Consider the following 17,262-nt stretch of genomic DNA (forward strand, 5'->3'; position numbering starts at 1 on the left):
GCTGCCGCGGTCGCGCCATGGGGCTGTTGACCTGCTCGCGCAACACGCCTGATCATTGCGCTCGTGCTGACGACGCAGACCATCGGCTGCCATTGTATGATCCATTCATATAGTCTGTCTTTTTGATCCGGGTTTTTCAAACGATGCCGAGATGCCAATCTCCGAACGATCAGTTGAACCCCATTGAGGTTGAAATCTTGCAAACCATTTGGACAAGACGCGAAACAATGAAAACCCTTCTGGCAACGGGCATGGTTGCCATGCTTCAGCCTCTGGCTTTTGCAGCCAAGGCCGCCGCCAAGCTGGAATGGACCTATTTTCAGGCTGACGAGAAGGGTTTCCGCCGCACGCCGGTGCTGCTGACCGGTGAGAAGGAAGCCATCCTCCTCGATGGCGGATTTACCCTGTCGGATGGCCGTGCGGTCGCGGATGCGATCAAGGCGACGGGCAAGACTCTGACCACGATCTACGTCAGCTGCAGCGACCCTGACTATTATTTCGGCCTGCGTCCCGTCGCGGATGAATTCCCCGGCGCCATGATCATCGCGGCCGCTGCGACGGTGGCTGCCATCAAAGCCAATGTGCAAGCCAAGCTGGATGTCTGGGGCCCGCAGCTCAAGGACAATGGACCGAAGGTCCTGGCGGATGTCGTCATTCCCGAGGCATCCGATATCACCTCACTTGAAATCGAAGGAAACAAGATCGAGATCGTCACCGTCGCCGATCTGAAAGACCGGCGGTATCTCTGGGTGCCCAGCCTTGAAGCGGTGTTCGGCGGCGTGCTGATCTCGTCCGGCGTACATGTCTGGGTTGCCGACGAGCCAACCGTAGACGACCGCAAGAAATGGATTGCCGCGCTCAACGAAATCGCGTCCCGCAAACCCAACATCGTGGTGCCGTCCCATCAGGTAGCCGGTGCACCGGACGGTCTGGCGGCCGTGGAATTCACCCGCGCCTACCTCGAAGCTTTCAATAAGGAAGCCGAAAAAGCGAAATCCAGCGTCGAGCTGATTGCAGCGATGAAGCGGCGCTATCCCGATCTTCTTGACGTCTCGTCCCTGGAACTGGGCGCAAAGGTCGCCAAGGGTGAGATGAAGTGGGGCTGATACGGCCCCGCGAGCGTCTCGGCTACTTCCCCAATTCCACCGACCGCAGCCGCGCGGCTTCCACCGCCTCGGTCAGCAGCTTCGTCAGCCGGTCTTCGCCCATCAGCACGGCAAGGGCGGCTGCCGTGGTTCCGTTGGGGCTGGTCACCTGCTGGCGCAGGACGCCGGGCTCCTCGCCGCTTTCGGCAGCGAGTGCAGCAGCGCCATAGACGGTCTGCATGGCAAGCAGCCTGGCGGTCTCGACCGGCAGCCCCGCCTTCTCGGCTGCAACCGTCAGCGCCTCGATGAAATGGAAGATGTAGGCCGGACCGGACCCCGAAACCGCCGTCACCGCGTCCATCAGGCCTTCGTCGTCGATCGTCGTCACCACACCGCTCGCCGACAGCAGCTCGGCAACGAAACGCCTGATGTCGTCGGTCACCAGCGGGTTGGAATAGACCACCATCATGCCCTTGCCGATCGCGGCCGGCGTGTTGGGCATGCAGCGGATAACAGGCGCGAGATGGCCGAGGATGTGCTCGAAGGTGGCGACCGGCGTGCCCGCGGCGATGCTGACGAAGGTGGTCCTGCCGTCGCCGAAGCGCTTGTAGGCGGCGGTGACGTCGCGGATCACCTGCGGCTTGACGGCGATGACGACGAGGTCGGGCTCTGCGTCGGCGGGGATCCCGTTCGCGCCCGCGGCGACACTGCAACCGAGGTGCTCGGCGCGCTTGCGCAATTCGGCATTGGGCTCGACCACGAACACGGCTTGCGGGGCAAGCTTGCCGGATTTCAGCCAGCCCGCAAGCATGGCGTAACCCATATTGCCGCAACCGGCGAGAACAAGCCTGATCGTCATTGAGAGCCCTCCGAGACAAGGGTTCTCCTTAGACGCTAGCGGGCAGACGGGAAAGCCCCTCAAGGGGTGCTGGATCAGGCCAGCCGGTCAAGGTCGCCGGCGTACCGCGATCGGCCGCAGCGACACTTGCCGCAAGCCAAGCACGCCGAGCACGAAGAACAGCCACACCGGGTCGCCGCGATGGAAGAAGAAGGTTTCCAGGAACGCGTTCAGCGCCGTGAACAGCACCACCATCATGAAGAAGTCACCGAGATAGATGTTCTCCTTGCGCGGCGGGATGCGCATGTAGTCGCGCAGCGGCGCGATCACGAAAGTGTAGACGGCAACGCACAGCGCCGGGATGCCCATCAGCACCGCAATGTCGAGATAGCCGTCATGGCCATGCACGATGGTCCGGATGTCCCAGGCCCGGTCGAAAGGCTGGTCCTGGCTCAGCAGCAGCGGCGTGCCCCAGAAGCTTTCATAGCCGTAGCCGGTCCAAGGCTTCTTCGCCAGCATCTCGCCGGAGAACTCCCACAGCGTCGTGCGCCCGGTATAGGTGAGGTCGGGGAAATAGGTGGCCGCCAGCTCTTTCACCGGCGGGATGAAGACGATGCCTAAGGTACCGATGGCCGTCGCAATGATCGCCAGTGCAAACAGGATCGGCGTGCCGAACCGCATGCCGATCAGGCCCGGCAGCACGACGATCAGGATCGAGAACGGCACCAGGCCGGCCGTCGTCTTGGATCCGGTGTGCAGCATGAAGATCATCGCCGCGCCGAAGATCGCCACGCCCCAGAATTTCTGGCCGCGCCGGAAGAGATAGAGGCCGGCGAAGCTGAAGCAGGCCATGATTGGTCCGGCAATGTTCTTGTGGGCGAACACACCACGCCACAGGCCGGCATGTTCGGGCTCCTGCGAATCGGCCGTATGCAGGGCCTCATGCGGAAAGACGATGAGGCCGATATAGGACAGGCCGATAACGACGATCGCGCAGAATATGATGACTTTCGAAAAACTGTCGGCATCGCGCGGCAGCACCAGGACCGTCGCTATCGTCAGAACGCCAAGCAGCGTGAAGAAGGCCGCGCGCATGGCCGAGGACGGGTCGGTCGCGTTGATGACCGAAAGCATGAAAAAGCCGAGCATCAGAATCCAGGACGGGCTGAGCAGCGAGCGCACCACCTTGGGGTCGGCGAACGTCAGCAGTGAGAAGATCGAAATGGCGCCGAGCGAACTGAAGCCGAGCTGGTTGACGATGTCGCCGCCGTCGCCGGTCAGTTCCGCGCCTGCCGGCTGAAACGGCCGGAACGACACGATGACGACGGCAAACAACAGCGCGGCAATCGCCGTCGCCACGCCGTCGCGGGTGACGATGCCGCCCAGCAGCAGCTCGTCAGTTCTTCTCAGGCTGCCTGTATTGCTCATTGGCGTATCCGAATTCGGCAAGCACGCGGCCGAGCGAGACATAGACGGGGTAAAGCGCCGTCGACAGCGATCCTGTCCGCGCCAATTTGATTGCGCCGCGCACGGGCGAGGCTATCAGCAGCGCCAGGCTTTTTGCAAACACCTTGGCGCCGGCGAATGGCGTGCCGGCGCGCTTCTTCTTTTCGACCAGCGTCGAGATTACACCGTTGCGTAAGGATCGGGCGCGGATCCAGTCAGCCTCGACGCGCCGGGCCGGAACGCCTTCGCGCACCTTTGCCTCGGCGCACCAGCCAAGCACGAAACCTTTCTGCGCCGAGCGGCTGAGGAAGTCGGAATCGCCGCCGCCCATGAAGTTGAACCGCAGGTCGAGGAAGGGTGGCCCCATGATGGTGAGCACATTGCGCCCGACCAGAAGGTTGCCCGAGGAATAGAGTGCGGCCACGCGCCCGGTCTGGCGATAGGGCGGCGCAAACACCGGGTGCTCGGCCCATTTGGCGTGAGCAGGATCGGTAAACACCGGCACTTGCGGGCCACCGACAATGTCGGCGCCAAGCGTCTCCGCCGTCCTGCACATGCGCTCCAGCCAGTCCGCGTCGGCGATCTCGTCATCGTCGATGACCAGCAGGTGGCGGAAATCCGGAAAATGCAGGATCGCCGTCTGCCAGCCAGCATTGTAGGCACTGCAATTGCCCCGCTCATGCGCGATGATGACCATGCCCTTCATATCGTCGCGTTCGAACAGCGGCACGGCCGCCTGGGCGCCCTCACGCGCCTCGGCCTCGTTTTCGATGACGATGACGGCGAAGCGCCGGCTGGTTTGCTGTGCCTTCAGCGACGCCAGCGTTTCGAGCAGCAGTTGCGGCCGCTTGAAGGTCGGCAGCGTGACGACGGCTTCCATCGTCTCTGCGGCGAGCCCCGGAGAGCGTCCCGCAATCGATACCGAACCGTCCGATGGCAAAGGGATCATCCGCTCCAGCCGCATGTTTTGAATCTGGCTTTCGATAACACCGCGACGATAACGTTTCGTTAATCACCTTTCGCAGCGGCGCCTGCCGGTCCGCGCCTTTCAGCCGTTGCGTTGCGTGATTTAATCAAGGGTTCACCCAGCTTTGCTAGTCGCTGACGCCTGGATAGGTGAGATGCATCTGCTGTTCGCCACATCGATCGTGCCCGACGGCGCTCTCGCTTCGGGCTATGAGATCGCCAATGCTGCGATCATCGCCGCCTTGCGGCGCGCCGGCGTGCGCGTCACCGTCATCGGCTTCATCTGGCCGGGCAAGGCGCCCAGCGACCCCGAAAACACCATCGTGCTCGGCGCCGTCGACGTGCGCACGGAAAGCGCCTCGGCGCGGCAGAAGCTCGCCTGGCTTGGCAAGGCGGTGCTGTCAGGGCTCACCTTCGCTTCCGTGAAGCTGCGCGCGGTTTCCGACAGCGAAGTCCGTGCCGCGATCGAGCGCGCCGGTCCCTTCGACGGCTATGTCCTGAATTCGGTGCAGTTCGCCGGCGCCTTTGACAAACTGTTCGCCGACCGTCCCTCGATTTTCGTCGCCCACAATGTCGAACATGGTTCGGCCAAAGAGAATGCGGCAGCAGCAAACAGTCGCTTCCAGCGCCTGCTGTTTGCCCGCGAGGCCAGGCTGCTCAAGACCATGGAGGAGCGGCTCTGCCGCCGGGCTCGCTTCGTCTTCACGCTGGCCGAGGAAGACCGCGCCGCACTCGGCGTTGCCAGCGACGACCGCTCGGCGGTGCTGCCGCTGGTGACCACTGCCACGGCGCCAAAGCCGGTCAAGCCGCGCCGCATCGATTGCGACGCGGCGCTGATCGGCACTTGGACCTGGCAGCCGAACCGCATCGGCCTCGACTGGTTCCTGGAAAAAGTCGTGCCGCATCTTCGCCGGAGCTTTCGCATCAGGGTCGCCGGCAACATGCCGTCGGATATCACCTCTGCCCATCCCGGTGTCGAATTTGTCGGCCGCGTGTCCGACGCCCAGAATTTCGTGCGCGGCGCCGCCGTCATTCCACTGATCAGCACCGCGGGCAGCGGCGTTCAGCTCAAGACCATCGAAACCTTCGAGCTCGGCCTGCCGTCGGTCGCCACCAGCCGTTCGCTGCGCGGCATCGATCATCGCCCGGCAAATTGCTTCGTCACCGACGATCCGGCCGCCTTCGCCGGCGCGCTGGAGGCAGCGGCGGCCGATGTCAAGGATGTCGATGGCAGCGCCTTTCACCGCCGGCAGATCAAGGCACTGGATGCCGCCATCAGGCTCGGCCTGGAAAAGCTCGGGTCGGTGGGGGAGGAGGTGTTTGCATGAACATGCACACCGCCCGCGCCGCCTTCGGGCTCGATACGCTGAAGACGATCCTTGGCATTTCGGTCCTTGCCATCGGCTGGGATGACGCGATCGCGCTGCTCGCTCGTCTGATTGCCGAGCGGCGCTTCACCAAGGTCAGTTTTCTCAACGCTCACAACGCCAACATCGCCTCTACCGATCCGGTCTTTGCCGAGGCGCTCGACGATTTCCTCATCCTGCCTGACGGCGTTGGCGTCGATCTGGCGGCAAAGCTGCTCTACGGCGCGCCGTTCCCGGACAATCTCAACGGCACTGATCTCATTCCGGCCTTTCTGCAGGCATCGGCGAGGCCGCTGACCGTCGGGTTGCTTGGCGCCACCCGCGCCAACGCCGAGGCGGCGTCGGTCAGGCTAGCCGCGCTGGCGGTGCAGCACGAATTCGTCGTCATCCATGACGGCTATTTCTCCCCCGCCGAAGAGCAGGCGATCGTCGATCGCATCGAGGCATTGCGGCCCGACGTGCTGCTTGTGGCCATGGGCGTGCCGCGCCAGGAATTGTGGATCGCCCGTCATATCGATGCCCGCCACTGCACGCTGCCGATCGCCGTCGGCGCGCTGCTCGATTTTCTCTCCGGCACGGTGCCGCGGGCGCCTCTGTGGATGCGCCAGCTTAGGCTCGAATGGTTGTTCCGTCTGTGCATCGAGCCCGGCCGGCTGTGGCGCCGCTACGTCGTCGGCAATCCGGTGTTCCTGCTGCGTGTCGTCAGGCAGAAATTCTCACATCGGCCCGAGCCCGCCGGAGAGTTGCGGTGAACAGCCGCGTCGTGCCGAGCCCTGCAGCCGAGACCGGTGCCCTGCCGCAAACGCCGACGGCGGCGGTGGTGACCGCCAGCTATGCGCCGGATTTCGAACGCTGCCGCCTGTTGTGCGAGACCCTCGACCGCCATGTCTCCGGCGTGGCGCATCATTACATTCTGGTCGAGCACCGCGACGTGGCGCTGTTTCGCCAGTTGGAAAACGACCGCCGCAGCGTTGTCGACGAGCGCGACCTGCTGCCGCGCTGGCTGCGTGTGTTCGACGATCCGATGAGCCTCTTTCGCCGTCGCATCTGGCTCAGTTTCAAGGCCCAGCCGCTGCGCGGCTGGCATGTGCAGCAGCTGCGCCGCATCGCCATCGCTGCGCATGCTGGAGAAGACGTGCTGGTCTTCTGTGATTCCGACGTCGCCTTCCTCAAGCCATTCGATCTGAGCGCCTTCTGGCGCGACGGCAAGGTGCGGCTGTTCCGGCGCGACGGCGTGCTGTCGAGCGACGGTCACGACGAGCATCGCATCTGGTCGCGCAATGCGGCCTCGGCGATTGGTATCGATGCATCCGAGGTTTCGAACCACGACTATATTTCGACGCTGATCGCCTGGCGCCGTCAGACCGTGACGGCGATGTGCGCCGAGATCGAGAAGGTGCACGCGCGCGGCTGGGTCGAGGTCATCGCTTCAGTGCGCCGGTTCTCCGAATGCATGATCTATGGCCGCTATGTCGACGATGTGCTGAAGCGCGCTGGCCATTTCCACGGCTCGGAGGAATTCTGCCGCGTGCACTGGACCGGCGAGGCGCTGTCGGATGACGAATTCCGCAGCTTCGTCGCCGCCATGGCACCGGGGCAGGTGGCGATCGGCATGCAATCCTTCATCGGCACCGATATCGGCCGCATCCGCCGCCTGATCGGATTGGCTTAGATTGCCTTGGCGGGCTTGCGCAGCGCCGAATAGGTCAGCAGCGCCGAGGCGAGATAGAGCAGCAGGAAGACGACATTGAGCGATACGACAAGCCTGGGCGTGTCGGCAATCGTGGTCAGCACATAGGTCAACAGCACCGCCTTCAGCCCCGCCAGCAGGCCGAGGTTGAGCGCCCTGAGCGCGGTCTGGCCGCGCGCGAACAGCAGCTCGGCCTGGTATTCGACCAGGTTGCGCAGTCCCGGCACGCCGATTGCCAATGCCACCAAGGGCGCCGCCTCGGCGACATTCCGGCCAAGTGCATTGGGGAAGAAATGCAGCACGATGCCGAGTGCGGCCAGCGCCAATGTCGATACCAGGAACACGCCGGCTTCGATACCGCTCTTGACCCGCAGTCGCGACAACAGCTCCGGCGACCGCATCATCTTCTGCACCAGCATCATCGAGAAGGTGCGGATCGGTATTGCCGTCAGGTCGACCAGCCGCATGATGATGGCATAGATGCCGGCCAGATGCGGCCCGCCGATCGCCAGGACGAGCAGCTTGTCGAATTCCGACTGCAGGTAGAACAGCACTTCGGCGCCGGCAACATAGATCGAATCGGCAAGCCGCCTGAGATAGAGCTCGGTGCGCAGCCTCAGCCGCTGGCGTGGATAATAGAAGCCGAAGGCCAGCAGCAGCGAGGCGGCGTTGGCGCCGATGTAGAACAATGACCAGATCCAGACGCTGTGCTGCCCCGACAGCATGAACAGCACGGCGCCCAGCGCACGGAACGCCGTGGTCACGATCGACAGCACCGCGGCGCGGCCGAATTTGCCGAGCCCGTTGTTGACGATCAGCACCACCTCGACCGGCCGCCACAAAAGCGCTTCGGCAAAGACGATTGCGGCAAAGACGGCCAGAGGCACGGTGCTGGCGAAGAAGATCAGGTAGACGCCCCAGGAGGCCGCCGCCAGCAGTGGTAAGGACACGGCGCCAAGCAAAAGGAAGCCGGCGGTGAAGGTGCCGATCAGATTGGGGCGGATGGTGGCTGTGCGGTAAAGCGCCGAGATGAAGCCGAAAGCGAGGATGCGCGACAGCATGACGCCGGCCGCCGAGGCGGTGGCGAACATGCCGAACTCGGCAATCGACAGCGTGTTGGCAAGTGCGATGAAATAGGCAAGCGAGAACACCAGCCGCCCGCCGGCGCCGCTGATGGCTGAAAGATAGTCGCGAACCAGCCCCCGTCTTTCGGCAAGGAAGGTGCCGATGCGGGCGAGTGTCCGCCTTTGCGGTATGTCGCTGGCCTGCGTCATATCGAGGAAAGCCGTAAGCCGGAAAGCTTAACGTGCGGTTCTGACGCCATTTTACAGATCCCGGCAATGCGTGGCGAAGCGAGAAACTTTCACTTGCAGACTTCGGAAATTAACCTTTTGTTTCCCATGCCTGTTTAGCGTGACTTAACGATTGGCCGACCGCCGCTCCCGCGCCGTCGAAGGTAAAGTTTCGAGACAATGGTCGACAGGGAAAACCGTGAAGACTGGAGGCGCGAGCGCTCCCTCCTGGCGCTCGGCAAAGCTGTGCGCGGCGATGAGGCGGCGGATGCGTCGGCGGTCTCGATCGGTGACCTGGTGGATCCGTCATGGCGCGAGGATGCCGCCACGCGTCACCGCATAGCCCGATCGCAACGCGAGGCGCGGTCGAATCCGGCGCCAACGTCACCGCCCGAGCCGCCGCAGTTCCAGGCCGACGGCGAACCCGTTTCGGCCGCCAGCGCGCGTGAGGAGCCTGTTTCCGGCCGGCGTCAGGAGCCTCGCTCCCGCGCGGCCTATGAGCCCCGCTCTTTCCACGAGCAGCAACCGGACCGCGACGACGATGACGGGCAGGAATGGAAACCGCTGATCGATCCGCTCCAGGTCGTCCGCGGCATTAGTCGTTCCAAGTTGCTGATCGTCTCGACGACGATATTGGGGACGGTGCTCGGCGTCGCCGTCGCCGTTTCGACACCGAAGAAATACGAAGCCACCACACAGATGGTCATCGAGCCAGGCGACCTGAAGCTTTCCGACAACGATCTCACCCAACCGGTCGGGCAGCCCGATGCGGCGCTGGCTGTTGTCGAAACCCGCATCAAGATGGTGACATCCGGCAAGGTCCTCGACAAGGTCGTGGCCGATCTCAATCTCGTCGACGATCCGGAATTCAACGGACAGGGCTCTGGCGGCCTTGGCGTCCTGTCGCTCATTCGCTCGATACTGTCGCGCCAGGATGGCCCTGGCGGCGGCGGTGAAGTGCGCCGCCAGGCGCTGGCGGTCGGCAATCTGGCCAAGAGCCTGTCGGTTGAGCGCAGCGGCAAGAGCTTTGTCGTTTCCATCAGCGCCACCACTCAAAGCGCCGACAAATCGGCGGAGATAGCCAATAGGACCAGGGACGTTTTCCAGCAGGAGGCGGCCCAATACCAGTTCGGGATGGCCGGGCGCGCGACGGACCAGCTGACGGCCAAGCTCGATGACCTGCGCAAGAATGTCGAGACAGCGGAGCGCAAGGTCGAGGATTTCAGGGCCACGCATGATCTCGTCGACGCGCAGGGCCATCTGATCAGCGACGACCAGATGCTGAAGCTCAACGAGCAGCTCTCAGTCACCCGGGCCCGTACGCTGGAACTCAATGCCCGGGCCGCGTCGGCGCGTTCGCTGGACGTCAATTCGGTCATCAACGGCACCTTGCCGGAAGAAATCAATTCCAACACGATGAGCGAACTGCGCGCGCAATATGCAGCTTTGAAGCAGGAGGCCGACCGCGCCGCCGTGCGTCTGGGACCGCGTCATCCCGAATACCAGGCGCTCAACGCCCAGCTCGGCGGCTCGCGCGAGCGCATCGCAGGCGAACTGCGCCGCATCGCCTCGTCGCTGCAGGTCGACTTGAAGCGCTCGGTCCAGCTTGAGCAGGATCTCGCTTCCCGCCTGGCTCAGGCAAAGGTCCAGAGCGGCGACGTCAACAGCGATCTGGTCAGCCTGCGCGAACTGGAGCGTGATGCCACGGCCAAACGCTCCGTCTACGAACAGTACCTTCTGCGCGCCAAGGAGACCGGCGAACAGCAAAACATCAACACCACCAACATCAATCTGATGACCCCCGCGCAACCGCCGGTCGAACCCAACGGACCGTCGCGGGCTGTAATAGCGATGGCCGGCCTGCTGCTCGGGCTTGCTTCGGGCATCGGTGTCGGCGCCATGCGCGGCGCCTTTGCCAGCCTGCACGGCGGTGCCAATTCGCGTTCGCGCGGCACAATGGACGAGCGCCGCCCTCCGGTCGAGGACAAGGTCTATCGCGCGCCGCTGCCTGTGGCGCCGCCACCGGCAGCACCTCCGGTGTTGCCGACCGCGGCCGCTCCCGCCCGGAGCCCAGGTCTGTTCGACGGACTGTTCTCGGCGATGCGCAAAGCCGCGCCGGGTAGCGGGACGTCAGGCGAACCCGTCGAGACCTACCGCGCCCAACCAGCCGCCGAATATACAAGGCCGGTGCAGGAGCCTGTGGGCTATCGCCAGCCGGACTTCCGGAACGAGGTTCCGCACGCCAATTCCCCTGCGCAGCAGCCTGGCTACGCGCAGCCTCGTCAGCCGGCTGACTATGCCTATTCGCAGGCTCAGCCGATGCCCGCGGCGTCCGGGCCGTGGTCTTCTCTGCAGCCCGCTGGGGCGGCGCCGGAAGACCAGCAGGCGCAAATCGACGATATCCGCGCCAGCCTGCGCGAATTTCGCGAAGCGGTGCGCGAACTCACCGAAAGCCGTTCGCACCGCCGCTATTTCTGAGCAATTCCAGGAAAAGTGTGAAACGGTTTTCCCGGGAAAAGCGCGTAGCGCGCTTTCCCTTGGGAATTGCGTCAAAACAAGAAATAGAGCGGTTCAGCCTTTCCGTGAAAGGATGAGTCGCTCAGAGCCCGTCAGCACAGAATAAAAGCTGCCGGTTTCGAGTTTACGGCATGTGACGGCGCTTTGACGGGATTGCTTAGGCCAAATTTCGTGACAATGCCGCGCAGCATGGCGCCCAAAAAGCGCTGCCGTCGGGCTTTACCCGAATGGGCGGAACGTTTGGAACAACGACATGCACGAAGCAACGTTCAAGGCGCGCGCCGCGCCTTGGCTGGAATGATGTCGAGGATGGTTCATGGCCGAAGTGATTGACGGAAAGATCGTCGCCGCAGACGTGGTTCAGAAGGTCAAGGCCTTGACCGAGGACCTGGTCGCCAAGGGAAAGGCCCAGCCCGGCTTAGCGGTGGTCATCGTCGGCGAGGATCCGGCAAGCCAGGTCTATGTCGCGTCGAAGTCGCGCACCGCCAAGGAATGCGGCTTTCATTCGCTGCAGCACACGCTGCCGGCCGACACGTCCGAAGCGGCACTGCTGAAGATCATCGGCGAACTCAACGCCGATCCGGCCATCAACGGCATTCTGGTGCAGCTGCCGCTTCCCGCCCATATCGATGCCGGCAAGATCATCCAGGCCATCGCACCGCAAAAGGATGTCGACGGCTTTCATTTCATCAATGTCGGCAAGCTCGGCACCGGCGAACTCGAAACAGCCTTCGTGCCCTGCACGCCGGCCGGCTCCATGCTTTTGATCGAACGCGTGCGCGGCAAGGATCTTTCCGGCCTCAACGCGGTCGTCGTCGGCCGCTCCAACATCGTCGGCAAGCCGATGGCAAATCTGTTGCTTGCCGCCAACTGCACCGTCACCATCGCCCACAGCCGCACCAAGGATCTGCCGGCACTGGCCCGCACAGCCGACATTCTGGTTGCCGCCGTCGGCCGGCCCGAAATGATCAAGGGCGACTGGGTCAAGCCCGGCGCCACCGTGATCGATGTCGGGATTAACCGCATTGCCGCACCCGAGAAGGGCGAAGGCAAAACCCGCCTCGTCGGCGATGTAGCCTATGCCGAAGCGGCCAAGGCCGCCGGCGCCATCACCCCCGTGCCCGGCGGTGTCGGACCGATGACCATTGCCATGCTGATGGCCAATACGTTAGCCTCAGCCTACCTTGCGGCCGGCTTGAAGCGGCCTTCCTTCTGACCCAGAAAGCAGCTTCTTTGCCGAACCTTACTATACCCTCTGAACGGCCGGTCGTGGATGATCCCGTTCAAGGGGGCCGGCAATTCGCGTTCCTGCTGGTCGACAAGTTTTCGATGTTTTCGTTGGCAGCGGCGATCGATACCTTCCGCTCGGCCAACCGCCTGCTCGGCCGCGATTTCTATGGCTGGACGACGGTCTCGGCCGACGGCGATCCCGTCATGGCCTCCAACGGCCTGCCGCTCAAGATCGACTATGCCGTCGCCGATTTGCCACCGGTCGATATCCTGTTCGTGTCGGTGGGCCTGTCGGTCGAGTTCCCCGGCAAGAGCAAGGTGCTGGCGGCGCTGCGCAGCTGGGGCCGGCGCGGCAATGCGCTCGGCGCGCTGTCGGTGGGCTCTTACCTCCTGGCCGAAGCCGGTCAGCTCGAAGGCTATCGCTGCACCATCCATTGGGAAAACCGCGCCGGCTTCGTCGAGCGCTTTCCCGACATCAATTGCACCGGCAACGTCTTCGAGATCGACCGCAAGCGCTACACCTGCGCCGGCGGCACGACCTCGATCGACCTGATGCTGGAGATCGTGCGTGGCGACTTCGGCTCGAACCTCGCCAACGGCGTTGCCAACCAGTTCCAGCACGAGCGCATCCGCTCCGCCGGCGACCGCCAGCGCGTCGGGCCGGAGCGCGACCTGACCGGCAAGTCGGAGAAGCTAAGGCGCATCGTCGAACTGATGGCCGACCATCTCGACGAGCCGCTATCAGCCGTGCAGCTTGCCAAATCGGCGGGCCTGTCGGTGCGCCAGGTCGAGCGCTTGTTCCTGCGCCATTTGAGCGTCACGCCCGGTCGTTACTACATGCGGCTCAGGCTTGAGCGGGCGCGCGAACTGCTGCGCCAGACCAACATGCCGATCCTCGACGTGGCCATTGCCACCGGCTTTACCTCGCACTCCTATTTCGCGCAGAGCTATCGGCTGCAGTTCGGCCGTCCGCCTTCCGAAGAGCGGCGCACCACCTACTGATTTCGTGCTACCAGCTCTGCCGGCGCCGATCCTGTTACACTGCAACCGTTAGAAGCATGATCCCAAAAAGTGGGTGCCGGTTTTTGGAAAAGATCGTGCTCTAACAAAGGGTAGATCATGATGAGATTTCATCCAAATCTCATCATGATCTAGTAACCCGCTCCAGGCTTGTGTCCGGACGCGCTGTCAAATAGCTTCCGGCGCGGATCAGAGGGCGGCCTCAAGGAGATTTCGATGGCGGGACTTTTGCGGAGCGTAGCTGCGGCGCTGCTCCTTTTGTCGATGACTTCGCTCGGCTTTGCCGCCAATAAGGTTATCATCATTCTTGACGCTTCAGGCTCGATGTGGGCCCAGATCGACGGCAAGCCGAAGCTCGAGATCGCGCGCGAATCGCTGAGGACCGTACTGCAGTCGGTCCCGGGCGACGACCAGATCGGCTTAATGGCCTATGGCCACCGCGAAAAGGGCAGCTGCGACGACATCGAGCTGATCGTGCCGCCGCAAGCCGGCTCGGCTAGCGCCATTTCGGCCGCTGCCGACAGCCTGAAATTCCTCGGCAAGACGCCGCTGACCGCAGCCGTCAAGCAGGCGGCCGAAGCTCTGAAATACACCGAGGACAAGGCGACCGTGGTTCTCATCACCGATGGGCTTGAAACCTGCGAAGGTGACCCGTGCGCGCTGGGCAAGGAACTGGAGGCCTCAGGCGTCGATTTCACCGTCGACGTCGTCGGCTTCGGCCTGACCGCTGACGAGGGCAAGCAGATCGCCTGCCTTGCCGACAACACCGGCGGCAAATATATCCAGGCCTCGGACGAGAAGGCGCTGCAGGAAGCACTGGTCGAAACCGTCGCCGCGCCGGCTCCGGCGCCGGCACCCGAACCCGCTCCGGCGCCTGCCCCTGAACCGGCAAAGCCCGAATTCAATTTCATCCCGAGCGTGGTCATGGCGGAAGGCGGCGATCCGATCACCGACGGCAATGCCTGGGAGGTCTACAAGGCCAAGGCCGATGGCACGCGCGGCGAGGCCGTCACCACCCAGTACAACAACTACGAGGCCAATCTCGAGCCGGGCGAATATGTCGTCGTCGCGCGCGCCGACGAAGCTCAGGCGGAACAGAAGGTCAAGATCGAGGCGGGCCAGGTCTACAAGCCGCTCTTCACCTTGAACGCCGGCACCATGCTCATCCATCCGAAGCCAAGCCAGGGCGCCGAGATCAGTGACGAAGCCCATGTCGACTTCGCCTTCCCGGGCGGCAGCACCACCCACTATGGCGACACCAGGATCATCGTGCCGGCTGGTGAGCAGAAGGTGACGGTTGCGATCGGCAGCGGCTCGGTGACCGAGAACATCCAGCTCGCCGCCGGGCAGACTGTGGAAAAAGACATAGTCGTCGGCGTCGGCCATGCCGCCGTCAACGCCTACTACACTGCAGGTGGCGACAAGGCCGACTCCTCGGGCATCAGCGTCCAGATCGTCAAGGCCAAGAAAAAGATCGACGGCTCGCGTGACGATGTCGCTCACTCCTATGGGCCCGACAGCAAGTTCTGGCTGCCGCCGGACGACTATGTCGCGGTCACCTCGCTTGAGCTCGCAACCGTCGAGCAGCCTTTCAGCGTCAAGGTTGGCGACGTCAGGGACGTCAAGGTGACGCTCGATGCCGGCGTGCTGGTGATGTCGGCGCCGGGCGCCTATTCGATCGAGGTGCTGTCGTCGAAGAAGGATATCCAGGGCAACCGCAAAGCGCTCGGCCTGAACTATGGCGACACCTGGCAGCAGACTATCCCAGCCGGCGACTATGTCGTCCTCCGCCACATGTCCGATCAAGGCCATGACAAGGAAATGCCGGTGACGGTCAAGGCCGGCGAACGGAGCGAGATTACGGTTCAGCCGTAATCGCCATCCATCCCTCACCAAAGGGCGGCCTCAAACCGAGCTCGAGCCGCCCTTTTTACAAAATAGGCAATCTGGTCAGGCTGCTCCGAAAGCACTGGCGCCATGGTCGGCGCGGCCGACCAGCTGGCGGAAACCGGCGAACAGCTCGCGGCCGAAACCGAACTCGTTGCCGATGAGATCGATGTCGGCCGTGCGGCGCAGCGCGAGCTCGGGCCCCGGCACCAGCACTTCCAGCGTGCCGGCATCGGCGTCGAGCCGGATGATGTCGCCGTCATGGATCCTGGCGATCGGCCCTTCCTCGACCGCTTCCGGCGTTACATGGATCGCCGCCGGCACCTTGCCGGAAGCGCCAGACATGCGCCCGTCCGTGACCAGCGCGACGCGCTGGCCACGATCCTGCAGGACGCCGAGCACGGTGGTCAGCTTGTGCAGTTCCGGCATGCCGTTTGCCTTCGGGCCCTGGAAGCGGATGACGGCGATGAAGTCGCCGGTCAGCGTGCCGGCCTTGAAGGCTTCGTTCAGTCCCTGCTGGCTGTCGAACACCTTGGCCGGCGCCTCGATGACGCGGCGTTCCGGCTTCACGGCGGACGTCTTGATGACGGCGTGGCCGAGATTGCCGGCGAGCACTTTCAGGCCGCCGGTCGGCTGGAAGGCCTTCTTGAACGGCGCCAGCACCTTCTCGTCGCCGCTCTGCAGCGGCGAGGCTTCACGCACGACGCCGCCATCTTCGCCGAGCCGGGCCTCGACCGCATAGGGCCTCAGGCCTTCGCCCCATACCGTCTGCACATCCTCATGCAGGATGCCTTCGTCGAGCAATTCGCGGATCAGGAAGCCGAGCCCGCCGGCGGCATGGAAATGGTTCACGTCGGCAAGCCCGTTCGGATAGACGCGCGCGAGAAGCGGCACCGCTTCCGACAGGTCGGAAATGTCCTGCCAGGTAAGCGTGATGCCGGCCGCCGCGGCCATGGCGATGAGATGGATGGTGTGGTTGGTAGAGCCGCCGGTGGTGTGCAGGCCGACGACGCCATTGACGAAAGAGCGCTCGTCGATCATGCGGCCGACCGGCGTGTAGGCGTTGCCGAGCGCGGTGATCGCCAGGGCTCGCCTGGTCGCCTCGCGCGTCAGCGCGTCGCGCAGCGGCGTGCCTGGATTGACGAAGGACGCGCCGGGCGTATGCAGGCCCATGATCTCCATCAGCATCTGGTTGGAATTGGCGGTGCCATAGAACGTGCAGGTGCCCGGCCCGTGATAGGATTTGGACTCCGCTTCGAGCAGTTCTGCGCGTCCGGCCTTGCCCTCGGCATAGAGCTGGCGAACCTTGGCCTTCTCGTCGTTGGGCAGGCCCGTCGTCATCGGCCCGGCCGGCACGAACACCGCCGGCAGATGGCCGAAGGTGAGAGCCGCGATCACCAGCCCCGGCACGATCTTGTCGCAGACGCCGAGATAGACGGCGGCGTCGAACATGTTGTGCGACAGGCCGATCGCCGCGGACATGGCGATGACGTCGCGCGAAAACAGCGACAGCTCCATGCCGGGCTGTCCCTGGGTCACGCCGTCGCACATGGCGGGCACGCCGCCGGCCACTTGCGCGATGCCGCCAACTTCCTTCGCGGCTTCCTTGATCAGCGCCGGGAAGGTTTCGAAGGGCTGATGCGCCGACAGCATGTCATTGTAGGAGGTGATGATGCCGAGGTTCGGCACCTTGTCGGCGCCGAGCGCCAGCTTTTCAGACGGGCTGCAGACGGCAAAGCCATGCGCGAGGTTGCCGCAAGACAGGACGCCCCGGTTGGCGGTGCGGCTGGAGGCCTCGGCGATGCGGCCGAGATAGCGCTCGCGGCCGGCTTTCGAGCGTTGGCGGATGCGTTCCGTGATGACTTCGATGTCGCGTCTGGCTGTCATGGTCGGTCCTTTCGAGCCCCGGAAGAACGTCCTCCAC

At 63.8% G+C, this 17,262-nt stretch carries 13 protein-coding genes; 8 read left to right on the plus strand and 5 right to left on the minus strand.

Annotation, left to right across the window (positions count from 1 at the left end; translation table 11 throughout):
• Window positions 1–206: 206 nt before the first annotated feature.
• Window positions 207–1,106, plus strand: coding sequence for an MBL fold metallo-hydrolase (locus tag ACYG97_RS28165; protein ID WP_023732374.1), 900 nt, complete (start codon window positions 207–209; stop codon window positions 1,104–1,106).
• Between the two features lie 22 nt (window positions 1,107–1,128).
• Here ACYG97_RS28165 and proC read toward each other — a convergent pair whose 3' ends face one another.
• The 3 genes from proC to ACYG97_RS28180 form a co-directional block, all read right to left on the minus strand.
• Window positions 1,129–1,944 carry a pyrroline-5-carboxylate reductase gene (gene proC, locus ACYG97_RS28170; RefSeq protein WP_023732373.1) on the minus strand — a complete coding sequence of 272 codons (816 nt, stop codon included), beginning with the start codon at window positions 1,942–1,944 and terminating at the stop codon, window positions 1,129–1,131.
• Window positions 1,945–2,031: 87 nt separating this feature from the next.
• On the minus strand, window positions 2,032–3,351 hold the full coding sequence (locus tag ACYG97_RS28175; protein ID WP_023732372.1) for an O-antigen ligase family protein: 1,320 nt from the start codon (window positions 3,349–3,351) through the stop codon (window positions 2,032–2,034).
• A complete protein-coding gene (locus tag ACYG97_RS28180; RefSeq protein ID WP_023692395.1) occupies window positions 3,320–4,318 on the minus strand; it encodes a glycosyltransferase family 2 protein in 999 nt (332 codons plus the stop codon). The genes ACYG97_RS28175 and ACYG97_RS28180 overlap by 32 nt, the downstream gene beginning before the upstream one ends.
• A 172-nt stretch (window positions 4,319–4,490) precedes the next feature.
• Here ACYG97_RS28180 and ACYG97_RS28185 point away from each other — a divergent pair, with 172 nt between their 5' ends.
• Genes ACYG97_RS28185 through ACYG97_RS28195 form a run of 3 tightly spaced genes read left to right on the plus strand, consistent with a single transcriptional unit; the run spans window position 4,491 to window position 7,374 of the window.
• On the plus strand, window positions 4,491–5,663 hold the full coding sequence (locus ACYG97_RS28185) for a glycosyltransferase (RefSeq protein ID WP_023732371.1): 1,173 nt from the start codon (window positions 4,491–4,493) through the stop codon (window positions 5,661–5,663).
• Window positions 5,660–6,454 (plus strand): WecB/TagA/CpsF family glycosyltransferase, encoded by a 795-nt coding sequence (locus ACYG97_RS28190; RefSeq protein ID WP_023681898.1) that lies wholly within the window; start codon window positions 5,660–5,662, stop codon window positions 6,452–6,454. Before ACYG97_RS28185 ends, ACYG97_RS28190 begins: the two co-directional genes overlap by 4 nt.
• Window positions 6,451–7,374 carry a DUF6492 family protein gene (locus ACYG97_RS28195; protein WP_023681897.1) on the plus strand — a complete coding sequence of 308 codons (924 nt, stop codon included), beginning with the start codon at window positions 6,451–6,453 and terminating at the stop codon, window positions 7,372–7,374. The genes ACYG97_RS28190 and ACYG97_RS28195 overlap by 4 nt, the downstream gene beginning before the upstream one ends.
• On the opposite strand, the gene ACYG97_RS28200 is transcribed toward ACYG97_RS28195, so the two are convergent.
• A complete protein-coding gene (locus ACYG97_RS28200) occupies window positions 7,371–8,666 on the minus strand; it encodes a lipopolysaccharide biosynthesis protein (protein ID WP_023681896.1) in 1,296 nt (431 codons plus the stop codon). The genes ACYG97_RS28195 and ACYG97_RS28200 overlap by 4 nt on opposite strands.
• 198 nt (window positions 8,667–8,864) lie before the next feature.
• On the opposite strand from ACYG97_RS28200, the gene ACYG97_RS28205 reads away from it, so the two are divergent.
• From ACYG97_RS28205 to ACYG97_RS28220, 4 genes are all read left to right on the plus strand, one after another.
• A complete protein-coding gene (locus ACYG97_RS28205) occupies window positions 8,865–11,162 on the plus strand; it encodes a GumC family protein (protein WP_023732370.1) in 2,298 nt (765 codons plus the stop codon).
• 355 nt (window positions 11,163–11,517) lie between these two features.
• Entirely contained in the window at window positions 11,518–12,417 is a 900-nt protein-coding gene (gene folD, locus ACYG97_RS28210; protein WP_023669302.1) for a bifunctional methylenetetrahydrofolate dehydrogenase/methenyltetrahydrofolate cyclohydrolase FolD, read from the plus strand.
• Between the two features lie 17 nt (window positions 12,418–12,434).
• Window positions 12,435–13,433 (plus strand): GlxA family transcriptional regulator, encoded by a 999-nt coding sequence (locus ACYG97_RS28215; RefSeq protein WP_032888631.1) that lies wholly within the window; start codon window positions 12,435–12,437, stop codon window positions 13,431–13,433.
• 234 nt (window positions 13,434–13,667) lie between these two features.
• Window positions 13,668–15,326 (plus strand): vWA domain-containing protein, encoded by a 1,659-nt coding sequence (locus ACYG97_RS28220; protein WP_023732369.1) that lies wholly within the window; start codon window positions 13,668–13,670, stop codon window positions 15,324–15,326.
• Between the two features lie 75 nt (window positions 15,327–15,401).
• Here ACYG97_RS28220 and edd read toward each other — a convergent pair whose 3' ends face one another.
• On the minus strand, window positions 15,402–17,225 hold the full coding sequence (gene edd / locus ACYG97_RS28225) for a phosphogluconate dehydratase (protein ID WP_023711782.1): 1,824 nt from the start codon (window positions 17,223–17,225) through the stop codon (window positions 15,402–15,404).
• Window positions 17,226–17,262 lie beyond the last annotated feature (37 nt).

This window comes from Mesorhizobium sp. W067 (assembly GCF_054719525.1).